Here is a 12,663-nt window from a genome sequence, read left to right on the forward strand (position 1 = left end):
CTAAGGAACACCACATTGAGCATCACCACAGCACCAACATCCTCCTCGGCGGCCACCGCCAAAGCAGTCCTGGACGCGGCCTTCCCGTCAGGCTTCGGCGCCTTCATTGACGGCCGCATCGTTGCCGGCAACGGCGAGAGCATTACCCTCACCGCGGCCGCCACCGGCGAACCTTTCGCCACCTACGCGGACCCTGGAGCCGAGGGCGCCAACGCCATCCTGGAAAGCGCGACGGCGGGCGCGTCCGTGTGGGGCGCAATGAACGGCTTCGAACGGGCAGCCATCCTGCGCAACGTCAGCCGGATCGTGGAACAGCACGGAGAGGATCTCGCCATCCTTGAGTCGGCCACCACAGGCAAGCCCATCCGGGACGCCCGCGTTGAAGCTGCCAAGGTGGCCGAAATGTTCGGCTACTACGCCGGCTGGGCGGACAAGCTGACGGGCCAGACCATTCCGGTCCCCGGCAACTGGCACACCTACACGGAGCGTGTGCCGTGGGGCGTCGTCGTCGCCATCACGCCGTGGAACGCTCCCCTGTTTACGGCAGGCTGGAACTCCGCCGCCCCGCTCGCAGCCGGCAATGCCGTGATCATCAAGCCCAGCGAATTCACGCCGGCGTCGTCGGTCCGGCTCGCCCAGCTGGCACGCGAGGCCGGGCTTCCGGCAGGCGTCTTCAACGTTGCCGTGGGGCTGGGGCAGACCGTGGGCGCAGCCCTCACCACGGACCGGCGGGTCGGCAAGGTCAGCTTTATCGGTTCAGTCCCCACGGGGCGCCGCGTTGCGGTGGCCGCTGCCCAGGCCGGGATTCCGGCCCTGCTGGAGCTCGGCGGCAAGAGCGCCAACATCGTGTTCGCGGATGCGGACCTCGACCGTGCCGCGGACGGCGCCATCTCGGCAATCTTCTCCGGCGCTGGCCAGTCCTGCGTGGCGGGATCCCGGTTGTTGGTGGAGCGCAGCGTGCACGCAAAGTTCGTTGAGCTGGTGGCTGCGAAGGCCGCACGGCTTAGGGTAGGTGACCCGCTCAGCGCGGACACGGAGGTGGGCCCCATCATCACTGCCCAGCAGTTCGCCACCGTAAACACGCTCATCGAGGCAGGAATGACCGACGGCGGCCGCCGGCTGACAGGGGCATCGTTGCCGGAATCCCTGGCCGGGTCCGGGCTGGCCGGTGGCCACTGGGTCATGCCCACTCTGCTGGACGGCGTCACGCCCGCCAACCGCCTGGAAACCACCGAGGTCTTCGGGCCGGTAGTTGGCGCGGACGCGTTCGATACAGAAGCCGAAGCCATTGCCCGGGCCAACAACACCAATTTCGGCCTCGCCGGCGCCGTCTGGACCTCCGACGTGTCCCGCGCCCACCATGTGGCACGCGAGGTGAAGGCCGGCACCTTCTGGATCAACTCCTACAAAACCATCCATGTGGCGGTTCCGTTCGGCGGCTTTGGCGATTCCGGCCACGGCCGCTCCTCCGGCCCGGGGGTGCTGGATGAGTACACCCAGACGAAGGCCATCTGGGTACCCACCCGCGCGGCGGGATCCCCCTTCCCGTCGCTGTCCTACTAACGCGTCCAACCCGAGAAGGCAGATGCCCATGGAACTCACAAACCCAGCCCCCGCACCACATGCCCTCCGCGGCGCACTGGCAGACGGCGTCGAAAACTGGAAGCCCAAGGTCCAGGCACTGGCGCAGGAAATCCACGCGCTCAAGGAGATCTCCTTCGAGGAGGTCCGCTCGGCGGAGGCAATTGCTGCCGTGCTGGCGGATGCCGGCTTCGAGGTGGAGCGGGGCACCTCCGGCCTTCCCACCGCCTTCACCGCGAGCGCCGGCACCGGAGAACTGATGGTGGCGCTGTGCGTTGAATACGACGCGCTTCCTGACATTGGTCACGCCTGCGGGCACAACCTGATCGCCGGAGCGTCGGTGGCAGCGGCCCTGGCCTTGCTGCCGTTCGTGGACGAGCTGGGCATTACGCTGAAGGCCATCGGAACCCCCGCCGAGGAGCACGGCGGAGGCAAGGCGCTGATGCTGGAGCGGGGAGCGTTCGACGGCGTCGGGCTGGCTCTGATGGTCCACCCGGTCCAGGACGGGCTCACCTACAACCCGGCAGGCACCAGCGCCCAGGCCGTGGGCCGGTACAAGGCGACGTTCACCGGGAAAGCAGCACACGCCGCCGCGGCCCCGCACCAGGGCGTGAACGCTGCGGACGCCGCCGTGCTGAGCCAGGTGGCCATCGGCCTGCTCCGCCAGCAGATCCCCAGCGACCACCGGATCGCCTGCTTTGTGGCCGAAGCCGGGCACGTCACGAACATCATTCCGGAGAAAGCGGTGGTCCAGTTCGAATGCCGGGCCTTCACTCTCCCGGAGTACGAGGCGCTGCACCAACGCGTGCGGAACTGCTTCGAAGGCGCCGCGCTGGCCACCGGCACAACCCTGGTCATCGAGGAGGCAGAGCCCCTCTACGAACCGCTGCTTCAGGATGATGCCCTCGCAGCGCACTGGACCGAGGCGATGGACGCGTTCGGCAAGGACAAGTCGCGGTCCTCTGGCCTCAGCGGCGGCTCCACCGACATGGGCAACATCTCCCAGGTCATCCCGTCACTGCACCCCTGGCTGAGCATTCCCGGCGCCAATGTGCCCATCCACTCGCACGCGTTTGCCGCGCTTGCGGATTCCCCCGAGGCATACGGGGTGATGTTCGAGGCAGCCACAGCGCTGGCCTGGACCGTTGCCGGCGCAGCCTCAATCCCCGCCCAACGGGAACGCTTCACCAAAGCGGCATACCGCCGTCGTTCTTTCACGCAGGAAGGCACATCATGAGCACCACCAAAACAGCCCGGGTTGAAAAGGCCGGCACCAAGCTGACCCTGCCGATTGCCGCCCTGGCCTTCGTCATAGCCCTGGCGGTGCAGTTCATCGGCCAGGCCAAGATCGACGTCGGAATCGGCTCCATCATCATCTTCCCCATGGTGTGGGGCCTCATCCTCGGCCTGCTGGTCTCGGTCCAGAAGTTCAAACCCCTGGGACTTGACCTCCAGCGGGTAGCGGCGGCCCTGGTGGGCGTGGCAGTGCTGCTGCTGGTGGCCCGGCTGGCCTTCAACATCGGCCCCAGCCTGCCCAGCCTCATCAAGGCGGGGCCGGCGCTGCTCCTGCAGGAAGTCGGACACCTCCTGGGCACCATCATGCTGGCACTCCCCCTCGCTGTCCTGCTGAGAATGGGCAAGGCCACCGTCGGCGCCACGTTCTCGCTCGACCGGGAACCGTCGTTCGCCATGGTCTCCGAGAAGTACGGACCGGACTCGGACCAGTACCGCGGCGTGCTGGCCATGTACGTGTTCGGAACGCTGTTCGGCGCCGTGTTCATCACCCTCCTCACCTCGCTCGTGGCCAACTGGAAAATCTTCGATCCGCTGGCACTGGCGATGGGCGCGGGAGTGGGGTCCGGGTCCATGATGGCCGCCTCCGCCGCGAGTATCGTCGCCGCCTACCCGGCCGACGAAGAGGCCATCCTGGGCATGGCCGCCGTATCCAACCTGATCACCACGGTCCTTGGCGTTTATGTGGGCATCTACATCGCGTTGCCCCTGGCCGACCGGTTCTACAAAGCCCTCACCCGCAAGCAGACAGCGCGCGAAGCTGCAGCCGTTACGGCCGGCGCCCCCGCCGAACGTACCGCCGTGGACATCGACCACGACGCTGCACAGGCGGAGGAAAACCGGCTGTTCCGCGAGCGCGTCGCCGAGTCCTCTGCGGCCATCAAGCTGCCGCTGTGGCTGTCCCTCTCCGTTCTCACTGTTTTGGGCATCGGCACTGCTTCGGTGGCGGCCAAGGGCTTTAGCCTCTCCATCGTGGCCGGCTACGCGATCATGCTTGCCCTGGTGTTGGTCAGCATTGCGCTGGGGAAGGCCACACGGAAGATCTCGGCCATCATCTTCGTCACCACCATCGGCGCGTACATCTCCAGCCCCTGGTTCTTCGGTGCCGAGGCACTCAACGCCGCGGTCAAGACGGTCGACTTCCTGTCCATCGCCACCGTGATGCTGACGCTCGCGGGCCTGTCGCTCGGCAAGGACATCCCGCTGCTCAAGAACATCGGCTGGAAGATCATCCCTGTGGGCCTGGTGGCCATCACCGCGTCCTTCCTGCTGTCCACGGTGATCGCGGAGTTTGCCCTGGGGCTCTGGCAGTAACTGCGCGCTCTACGTTAACTGCTCGCCCTGCCTTCGCGGCAGGACTCAAGCGGCCGACGGCGGAACCTCCCGTCGCCGGCCCTTTGCGTTTCCCAGCAGGAAAGTGCGGGCCACCTGGACCAGTGGTATTGCTCCCTCCACAAGGTAGTGTTTCAGGAGCCATGCGCCCAACACGGCCAGCGCACTGATCCAGGTTGTTCCCTGCCGTTTCCGGCCCGCACGGCTCCTAGCTGGACACGTCCTTTTCGATCTCCTCGGCGAGGTCGTCCACCTCTTCCGGGCGCAGTTCTATGCCGGCTTCCTCAAAGCGTTCCTCAAGCACATGGCTCACGTCATCCTCCACGTGGCCCAGCCGAATTTCATCACGGACCTCGTCCGCGATGCTTTCAGGAGTCTCTGTAGGGGCTGCGTCCTCCACTGTTTCGTCGTCGTCAAAAGGGGCGCTTGAGGTATCCGCTGAGTCAGTCATAACTCATGGTTACCGGTTGCCGTCGAACGGTCAATAACGGGAACCGCCCAAAGCAAAGCGTACCGACGGCGGCCCCTCCCGCCGTCGGCCGCTTCCGTCAACTCGCGAAAGAGAGCGCCTGCGCGACGGTAACGGCGATCAGGGCAAGGAGCGTGGCTGCAACCACCCACGCTTCCAAGCGCTGCCGCAGGGTCCTGCGCCTTGACCCGTTACCCGTTGATTTCCACTTGTACATAGTCCTCCCGAAGGAACATCCGGCGTTCCTGCCAGCCGTCAAGGACAACCCAGATGATTGACCCGTCTGGCGCGGCGGCGTCCACGAAGCCCGAGCCGATAGGCAGCCCGTGCTGCGAAAGCCGCACCCGCTGCCCCATCGGCAGGGCGTTCCACGACACCCGCCGCCACTGCTGACCACTCGCCGCTTTCACGGCACTACCGCAGGATGACCGTGCGGTTGCCCAGCAGCAGGATCCTGCCCTCACAATGCCAGCGGACGGCGTTCCGCAGCGCGATGCACTCGGCGTCGCGGCCCGCCGCCACCAGGTCATCGGCAGTGTACGTGTGGTCCACCTCGATGACCTGCTGCGAAATGATCGGGCCCTCGTCCAGTTCCGCGTTTACGTAGTGCGCGGTGGCCCCCACGGTTTTGACGCCCCGCTCATAGGCCTGGTGGTACGGCTTGGCCCCCTTGAAGCTGGGCAGGAACGAGTGGTGGATGTTGATGGTCCGGCCGGCAAGCTTGGCGGTGAGCTCGTCGCTGAGCACCTGCATGTAGCGGGCCAGGACCACGAGTTCGACGTCGAGTTCGTCCACCAGTTCCAGGAGCCGGGCTTCGGCGTCGGGCTTGGTGTCCCTGGTGACCGGCTCGTGGAAGAACGGGATGCCGTCCCACTCCACCAAACTGGCCTGGTCCAGGTGGTTGGACACGACGGCGACGATCTCCACCGGGATGCCGCCCGTCCGTGCCTGGAACAGCAGGTCGTTGAGGCAGTGCCCCATTTTGGACACCATCACCAGTACGCGGCGCTTGCGGCCGTGCGGCTCCAGCTGCCAGTTCATCTGCCACTGCCCGGCCAGCGAGGCGAAGCGCGTGCGCAGGTCCTCGGTACTGAGAGGCTGCTGCTCCGGGCCGGGCCCCGAAGCGAAGTGCACCCGCATAAAGAAGTGCCCCTGCCCCTTGTCGCCGTACTGCTTGATGTCGATGATGTCGCAGCGGTGCTCCAGCAGGAAGGCCGAAATCGCGTGGACAATTCCTGGGGACTCCACGCAGTCAACCGTCAGGATATGCTCGACGGCGGCAGCAGGATCCGCCGTCGAGGCACCCTTGTCGGGGGTTGGGACGGGCGTTTTCACAGCAGGCACGGTGCTCACTTTTTCACCCCGTCATTCAACGCGCCGTCAAAATCCCGGCCGATGGCAGAGGCCTCGGTATCCAGGTCCTGCGCAAGCTCCGACTTGAACGTGGCGTAGCGGGCGAGGTGCGCGGGCCGCCGTCGCAGTATCAGCCACGCGGCGCCGAGCACCAGGAACCAGACCGGCGTAACGAGCAGCGCCAGCAGGGTGTCCGGCTGCGTGGTCAGCGCCCACAGGACGAAGGCAAAGAACGCGAACACCACCCAGACCATCGGCACGCCGCCGGGCATCCGGTACTTCGAGGCCTCGTGCAGCTGCGGGCGGCGGCGCCGGAACGCGAGGTAGCTGGCCAGGATGATGGACCAGACGAACACGAAACAGACGGCGGACACGGTGGTCACCATCTCAAAGGCCTTGCCGATGTCCTGGCCCGCGTACATCAGGATGACGCCGGAGAGCAGCAGGACGCAGGAGAGGAACAGGGCGTTCTGCGGCACTTTCCGGGTGGACAGGTTGCGGAAGACCGACGGCGCATCCCCCTCCTGCGCCAGCCCGTAAACCATGCGGGAGGTGGAGTAGATGCCGGAGTTGGCCGAGGACATGGCCGAGCTGAGTACCACCAGGTTCACCACGGTGGCCGCGGCGCCGAGGCCGGCCAGGGAGAACATGGCGATAAACGGGCTGTGCCCGGCTTGGAACTGGGTCCAGGGGGTGACGGACATCAGGATGATCAGGGCGCCCACGTAGAAGAGCAGCACGCGGATGGGGATGGAGTTGATGGCCCTGGGAAGGTTCTTTTCCGGGTCTTTCGCCTCCGCGGCCGTGGTGCCCACCAGCTCGATGCCCACAAACGCGAACACAGCGATCTGGAAGCCGGCCACGAAACCCATAAATTCGTTCGGGAACATGCCGCCGTGGCTCCACAGGTTTGTGAAGGTGGCAGGGCCGGCGTCGGACTGAAAGCCCGTGAAAATCATGAACATGCCCACAATGATCAGCGCCGCGATGGCAATGATCTTGATCAGCGCGAACCAGAATTCCGTCTCGCCGAACGCCTTCACCGTGACGAGGTTCAGGAGCAGCAGGATCGCGACCGTAGCCAGGCCCGGGATCCACAGCGGGAGCCCCGGCCACAGCTCCTTCGAGTAGCCGGCGATCGCGATCACGTCCGCGATGCCCGTGATCACCCAGCAGAACCAGTAGGTCCAGCCGGTGAAGAACCCGGCCCAGGGGCCCAGGAGGTCCGCGGCGAAGTCGCTGAAGGATTTGTAGTTCAGGTTGCTCAGCAGCAGTTCGCCCATGGCCCGCATGACGAAGAACAGCATGAAGCCGATAATCATGTAGACGAAAATGACGGACGGTCCGGCCGCGGAGATGGTTTTGCCCGATCCCATGAACAGGCCCGTGCCGATGGCGCCGCCAATGGCGATCAGCTGGATGTGCCTGTTGGTGAGCTGCCGCTCAAGATGCGGCTCCTGGTGGGGCGTTACAGGTTTAGTTGTCACGTGCTGCTCCTCGAATCAATGCTGTCTGGAGTGCTGAAGTGGCCGCCTAATCCGGGCCCGCGGGCAAGTGATCAAGGCTGTTGAAGCTGTAAAGGTGGATGCCGGCTATGGTGCCGGGCTGGGTTGCGAGCCCGGTGATGAGGCTGTCCGGCGAGTAGCGGTCCCCGCTGAGGAGTTTGCGGGCCAGCGGGCCTTTGCGGCTGAGGAACTTCAGGGAGCTTCCGACGCCGATCTGCGCGGAGAGTGCCACCAGCTTGGTCCGCGGGACGGAACCGGCCACGCCGGCCCAGACGGGCAGGTGGACGCCTTCGCGCCGAAGAAGCACCGCGAAGTCATGGATCTTGCCGGCGGAGAAGCACATTTGGGTGACCACATGCGAGGCCAGGTGCTGCTTCGCCAGGAGTCCGTCCAACAGGTCCACCGGGCTGACGTGCGGGTGCCCTTCCGGGTAACCCGCGACGCCGGCCCGCATCATTCCGCTGCTGTACTGGGCGATGTCCTCCAGCACCGGAAGGGCCGAGTCGTAAATGCCGGCGGGCTGCTTCCGGTCGCCGCCGATAACGAACACTTCACGGATGCCTGCGGCATCGCAGCCGCGGACAATTTCGGTGAGCTCGGCGCGGCCGCGGATGCTCCTGGCGGCGAGGTGCGGGATGACCTTGTACCCGGCGTCGCTCAGTTCCACTGCGGTGCGCATGGTCCGTTCGATGCCGTGGTGCGGCAGGCACGTCACACTCAGCGTGGTGGTCGTGGGCACCAGGGCCCGGACCTGCTCGACGATTCCCTGGGACGGGATGATTTCGATTCTGACGGGGAACATCATTGGTCCTCTCTGTGCATCAGGGTTCGGTATCCCAACTCAGGCTGTGGCTGCGAGGAGGGAGCTGGCTTCCTGGCGGGTGGTGCCGGAGGACTCGATGTGGGCCAGTTCTGCCGGGATGTCCCAGCCCTTCTTGCGCATCGCGGTGGCCCAGAGCCGGCCGGCGCGGTAGGAGGAGCGGACCAGCGGCCCGGACATCACGCCCAGGAACCCGATCTCGGTGGCCTCGTCCTGGAGGTCAACGAATTCCTGCGGCTTGACCCACCGGTCCACCGGCAGGTGCCGCTCACTCGGGCGCAGGTACTGGGTGATGGTGATCAGGTCACAGCCGGCCTCGTGCAGGTCCCGCAAAGCTTCGGAGATCTCCTCGCGGGTTTCGCCCATGCCCAGGATCAGGTTGGACTTGGTCACCATGCCCAGGTTCCGGCCTTGCGTGATCACATCCAGGGAGCGCTCGTACCGGAATGCCGGCCGGATCCGCTTGAAGATCCTGGGCACGGTCTCGACGTTGTGCGCGAACACTTCGGGCTTGGAGTCGCAGATCGCGGCGATGTGTTCGGGTTTGCCGGAAAAGTCGGGGATCAGCAGCTCCACGCCGGTGCCGGGGTTCAGTTCGTGGATCTTGCGGACCGTCTCGGCGTACAGCCAGACGCCCTCGTCCTCGAGGTCGTCACGGGCGACGCCGGTGACGGTGGCGTAGCGCAGCTGCATCGCCTGCACCGACCTGGCCACCTTGGTCGGTTCGAACCGGTCCACCGGGGAGGGTTTGCCGGTATCGATCTGGCAGAAATCACACCTGCGGGTGCACTCGGACCCGCCGATCAGGAACGTGGCTTCCTTGTCCTCCCAGCACTCAAAAATGTTGGGGCAGCCGGCCTCCTCACACACCGTGTGCAGGCCTTCCTTCTTCACCAGGTTCTTGAGCTGGACGAACTCCGGGCCCATCTGGACCTTGGCCTTGATCCAGTCCGGCTTCCGCTCCACCGGGACAGCAGAGTTGCGCTGTTCAACGCGCAAAAGCTTCCGGCCTTCAGGTGCCAGTGTCATTAGTCTTCTTCCTTCAGCATTCGACGACGTTGACGGCGAGGCCGCCCATCGCCGTTTCCTTGTATTTGGAGCTCATGTCCTTGCCGGTCTCGCGCATGGTCACAATGACCTCGTCGAGGGAGACCCGGTGCGAGCCGTCGCCCCAGAGCGCCATCTTCGCGGCGTTGATGGCCTTCGCTGCAGCGATCGCGTTGCGTTCGATGCAGGGCACCTGCACCAGCCCGCCGATCGGATCGCAGGTCAGGCCCAGGTTGTGCTCCATCGCGATCTCCGCGGCGTTCTCCACCTGCGCCGGGGTTCCACCCATCACCTCCGCCAGGCCCGCCGCGGCCATCGACGACGCCGACCCCACCTCACCCTGGCAGCCCACCTCAGCGCCCGAAATGGACGCCTGCTCCTTGTACAGCACCCCGACGGCACCGGCAGCGAGCAGGAACTTCACCACCACGTCGTCGCGGTCCTCCTGGCTGGCGTTCTCCATCCCCGGCGCGAAATGCAGCGCGTAATACAGCACCGCCGGGATGATCCCGGCAGCCCCGTTCGTGGGCGCGGTGACCACCCGCCCGCCGGACGCGTTCTCCTCATTCACAGCAAGGGCGATCAAGTTAACCCACTCCTGCCAATACTTCGGGTCGTGGAAGTCCTCATCCTGGCCTTCACTGTCAGGCCGGGAACTTTCCTTCTTGAGCCGGTCATACCAGTCAGGGGCACGACGGCGGACCTTCAATCCGCCCGGCAGCACACCTTCGCGTTTGAGGCTGGTGGCCACGCAGCCCTCCATCACGGAGTAGATATGAAGCAGGCCCTCGCGGATCTCTTCAGGAGTGCGGCTGTCTTCCTCGTTGACCCGCATCACGTCGCTGATGCCGAGGCCGGTAGTCCGGCAGTGCTCCAGGAGTTCCGCGGCCGTCCGGAAGGGCAGGGGCAGTTCCTTCTTGGACTCCTCCAGTTCCTGCTGCGCCGCGTCCTCCTCGCCCTCGCGGACGATGAACCCGCCGCCCACCGAGAAGAAGGTCGCGGTGTGCAGGATCTTGCCATCGGCGTCGGAAACGGTGAACGTCATACCGTTGGTGTGCCGCGGCAGGATGGTCAGCGGCCGCAGCACCATGTCCTTCACCCCATACGGCAGGGGAACCGCACCGGCCAGCTGCAGGATTCCAGTCTCCGCGATCGCGGCCAGGCGTTCCTCCACCTCGTCCGGCAGGATCAACTCCGGATGAAACCCCTCCAGCCCCAGCAGGATCGCAGTCATGGTGCCGTGGCCGTGGCCCGTCGCCGCGAGCGACCCGTAGAGGTCCACCCGGAGCGATGCCACCTCAGCCAACATGCCGGAGCCCTTGAGCTCCTCGGCAAACACAGCGGCAGCCCGCATCGGCCCCACAGTGTGCGAGGAAGAAGGACCGATCCCAATACTAAACAGATCAAATACGCCGACTGCCATGCGTGTGGTTCCTAACTGGAGAAGTGGTCAGATTGGCAACGGGACCGCGGAGCCGGGGTCACGACAGTGGTGCGACGCCCGGGTAGAGGGGGTGGGCTTTAGCGAGGGTCTCGACGCGGTTCCGCAGTTCCGAAAGGTCCGTGTCGGCGTCGGCCGTCAAAGCTTCGGCGATGATGTCTGCAACCTCGCGGAAGGCAGCCTCACCGAAGCCGCGCGTGGCGAGCGCCGGCGTGCCGATCCGGAGGCCGGAGGTGACCATCGGCGGGCGGGGATCGAACGGGACGGCGTTGCGGTTGACCGTGATGTCGATGGCCGCGAGGCGGTCCTCGGCCTGCTGCCCGTTCAGCTCGCAGTTGCGCAGGTCAACGAGGACCAGATGCACGTCGGTGCCGCCGGAGATCACGCTGATGCCCTTGGCGGTGACGTCGGGCTGGATGAGACGCTCGGCCAGGATCCGGGCACCGGCGAGGACGCGCTGCTGGCGCTCCTTGAACTCGGCGGATGCAGCGATCTTGAACGCCACGGCCTTGCCCGCAATGACGTGCTCCAGCGGGCCGCCCTGCTGGCCGGGAAACACAGCCGAGTTGATCTTCTTGGCGATGTCGGCGTCGTTGCTCAGGATGATGCCGCCGCGCGGACCGGCGAGGGTCTTGTGCGTGGTGGACGTGGTGACGTGCGCATACGGCACCGGGTTCGGGTGCAGGCCGGCGGCCACCAGGCCGGCGAAGTGCGCCATGTCCACCATGAGGTAGGCGCCCACGGAGTCCGCGATCCGGCGGAACTCGGCGAAGTCCAGCTGACGGGCGTAGGCGGACCAGCCGGCAACAATCAGCGCGGGCTTGGTCTCCTGCGCCAGGCGCTCCACCTCGGCCATGTCCACGGTGTGGGTGTCCTCGCGGACGCCGTACGGGACCACGTTGTAGAGCTTGCCAGAGTAGTTGATCTTCATGCCGTGCGTGAGGTGGCCGCCGTGGGCCAGGTTCAGGCCCATAATGGTGTCGCCGGGCTTGATCAGCGCGTGCATCACCGAGGCGTTGGCCTGCGCGCCGGAGTGCGGCTGCACGTTCGCGAAGTCCGCGCCGAACAGTGCCTTGATGCGGTCGATGGCGAGCTGCTCGACGACGTCCACGTGCTCGCAGCCGCCGTAGTAGCGCTTGCCCGGGTAGCCCTCGGCGTACTTGTTCGTCAGCACCGAACCCTGCGCCTGCATTACGGCGACGGCGGTGTGGTTTTCGGAGGCGATCATCTCCAGGCCGTCGCGCTGGCGGGTGAGTTCGTCGTCGATCTTCCCGGCGATTTCGGGGTCCAGAGTGGACAGGTCGGCGTCCAGGGACGGGGAGACGACCTGCTCGAAGGCTGCTGTTGTGGTCATGCCCGCGCCGCTCACAGCTCGCCGCCGTTAGCTGCCGCGTACTCTTCGGCGGACATCAGGGGGCCTTCTTCCGTGACGGCCACCTTGAACAGCCAGCCGGCGCCGTAGGGATCGTTGTTGATCAGGGCGGGATCGGAGACCACTTCGTCGTTGATCTCCACGACCTCGCCCGTGACCGGTGCGTAGAGGTCCGAGACGGACTTGGTGGATTCAACCTCGCCGCAGGTCTCCCCCGCGGTGACCGTGGAGCCAACCTCCGGCAGGTCCACGTACACGATGTCGCCCAGTGCCTCGGCGGCGACGGCCGAGATACCAATGTTGGCGGGGCCGGATCCGTCAGCGGCAACCCACTCGTGCTCGGCGGAGTACTTCAGTTCAGCAACAACTATTGCCATGTGTGTTTCCTTAGGTTCGTGTTTGAAAAAGTCCCCACCGTCTCCCTAGCCTCGCAAGCTCGGCCAGGGAACC

At 65.7% G+C, this 12,663-nt stretch carries 12 protein-coding genes; 3 read left to right on the forward strand and 9 right to left on the reverse strand.

Features of this window, described 5'->3' with window-relative positions; genetic code table 11:
* Positions 1 to 15 precede the first annotated feature (15 nt).
* From M1D32_RS16335 to M1D32_RS16345, 3 genes are read left to right on the forward strand one after another with little or no spacing between them, the layout of a single operon-like run.
* Positions 16 to 1,563, forward strand: coding sequence for an aldehyde dehydrogenase family protein (locus M1D32_RS16335; protein ID WP_458779661.1), 1,548 nt, complete (start codon positions 16 to 18; stop codon positions 1,561 to 1,563).
* Positions 1,564 to 1,591: 28 nt separating this feature from the next.
* Positions 1,592 to 2,818 (forward strand): amidohydrolase, encoded by a 1,227-nt coding sequence (locus tag M1D32_RS16340; RefSeq protein WP_458779662.1) that lies wholly within the window; start codon positions 1,592 to 1,594, stop codon positions 2,816 to 2,818.
* Positions 2,815 to 4,188: a DUF3100 domain-containing protein gene (locus M1D32_RS16345; protein ID WP_458779663.1), complete on the forward strand. Its 1,374-nt coding sequence runs from the start codon at positions 2,815 to 2,817 to the stop codon at positions 4,186 to 4,188. Before M1D32_RS16340 ends, M1D32_RS16345 begins: the two co-directional genes overlap by 4 nt.
* 226 nt (positions 4,189 to 4,414) lie before the next feature.
* Here the strand turns inward: M1D32_RS16345 and M1D32_RS16350 are convergent, their stop codons facing one another.
* From M1D32_RS16350 to gcvH, 9 genes are all read right to left on the reverse strand, one after another.
* Positions 4,415 to 4,657, reverse strand: coding sequence for a hypothetical protein (locus tag M1D32_RS16350; RefSeq protein WP_458779664.1), 243 nt, complete (start codon positions 4,655 to 4,657; stop codon positions 4,415 to 4,417).
* Positions 4,658 to 4,866: 209 nt separating this feature from the next.
* Positions 4,867 to 5,085 carry a hypothetical protein gene (locus M1D32_RS16355; protein ID WP_458779665.1) on the reverse strand — a complete coding sequence of 73 codons (219 nt, stop codon included), beginning with the start codon at positions 5,083 to 5,085 and terminating at the stop codon, positions 4,867 to 4,869.
* Positions 5,086 to 5,089: 4 nt separating this feature from the next.
* Complete coding sequence (purU, locus tag M1D32_RS16360; protein ID WP_458779666.1) at positions 5,090 to 6,019, reverse strand: formyltetrahydrofolate deformylase; 930 nt, start codon at positions 6,017 to 6,019, stop codon at positions 5,090 to 5,092.
* A 5-nt stretch (positions 6,020 to 6,024) separates the two neighbouring features.
* Complete coding sequence (gene cycA / locus M1D32_RS16365) at positions 6,025 to 7,515, reverse strand: D-serine/D-alanine/glycine transporter (protein WP_458779667.1); 1,491 nt, start codon at positions 7,513 to 7,515, stop codon at positions 6,025 to 6,027.
* A gap of 46 nt (positions 7,516 to 7,561) precedes the next feature.
* Positions 7,562 to 8,338, reverse strand: a complete 777-nt coding sequence (locus M1D32_RS16370) for a methylenetetrahydrofolate reductase (RefSeq protein ID WP_458779668.1) — start codon at positions 8,336 to 8,338, stop codon at positions 7,562 to 7,564.
* Positions 8,339 to 8,374: 36 nt separating this feature from the next.
* On the reverse strand, positions 8,375 to 9,382 hold the full coding sequence (gene lipA / locus M1D32_RS16375) for a lipoyl synthase (RefSeq protein ID WP_163166089.1): 1,008 nt from the start codon (positions 9,380 to 9,382) through the stop codon (positions 8,375 to 8,377).
* A gap of 13 nt (positions 9,383 to 9,395) precedes the next feature.
* Positions 9,396 to 10,823, reverse strand: a complete 1,428-nt coding sequence (locus M1D32_RS16380) for an L-serine ammonia-lyase (protein WP_458779669.1) — start codon at positions 10,821 to 10,823, stop codon at positions 9,396 to 9,398.
* Positions 10,824 to 10,881: 58 nt separating this feature from the next.
* Positions 10,882 to 12,195, reverse strand: coding sequence for a serine hydroxymethyltransferase (gene glyA, locus M1D32_RS16385; RefSeq protein ID WP_458779670.1), 1,314 nt, complete (start codon positions 12,193 to 12,195; stop codon positions 10,882 to 10,884).
* Between the two features lie 11 nt (positions 12,196 to 12,206).
* The gene (gene gcvH / locus M1D32_RS16390) at positions 12,207 to 12,590 is read right to left on the reverse strand and encodes a glycine cleavage system protein GcvH (protein WP_458779671.1); all 384 of its coding nucleotides are present in this window, start codon (positions 12,588 to 12,590) and stop codon (positions 12,207 to 12,209) included.
* Positions 12,591 to 12,663: the final 73 nt, after the last annotated feature.

The organism is Arthrobacter sp. D3-16 (assembly GCF_054408515.1).

Coding starts and splice junctions, on each gene's coding strand:
- glyA (WP_458779670.1), bottom strand. CDS start 12,195: ATGACCACAACAGCAGCCTTCGAGCAGGTCGTCTCCCCGTCCCTGGAC.
- gcvH (WP_458779671.1), bottom strand. CDS start 12,590: ATGGCAATAGTTGTTGCTGAACTGAAGTACTCCGCCGAGCACGAGTGG.
- M1D32_RS16380 (WP_458779669.1), bottom strand. CDS start 10,823: ATGGCAGTCGGCGTATTTGATCTGTTTAGTATTGGGATCGGTCCTTCT.
- M1D32_RS16370 (WP_458779668.1), bottom strand. CDS start 8,338: ATGATGTTCCCCGTCAGAATCGAAATCATCCCGTCCCAGGGAATCGTC.
- M1D32_RS16340 (WP_458779662.1), top strand. CDS start 1,592: ATGGAACTCACAAACCCAGCCCCCGCACCACATGCCCTCCGCGGCGCA.
- M1D32_RS16350 (WP_458779664.1), bottom strand. CDS start 4,657: ATGACTGACTCAGCGGATACCTCAAGCGCCCCTTTTGACGACGACGAA.
- M1D32_RS16345 (WP_458779663.1), top strand. CDS start 2,815: ATGAGCACCACCAAAACAGCCCGGGTTGAAAAGGCCGGCACCAAGCTG.
- lipA (WP_163166089.1), bottom strand. CDS start 9,382: ATGACACTGGCACCTGAAGGCCGGAAGCTTTTGCGCGTTGAACAGCGC.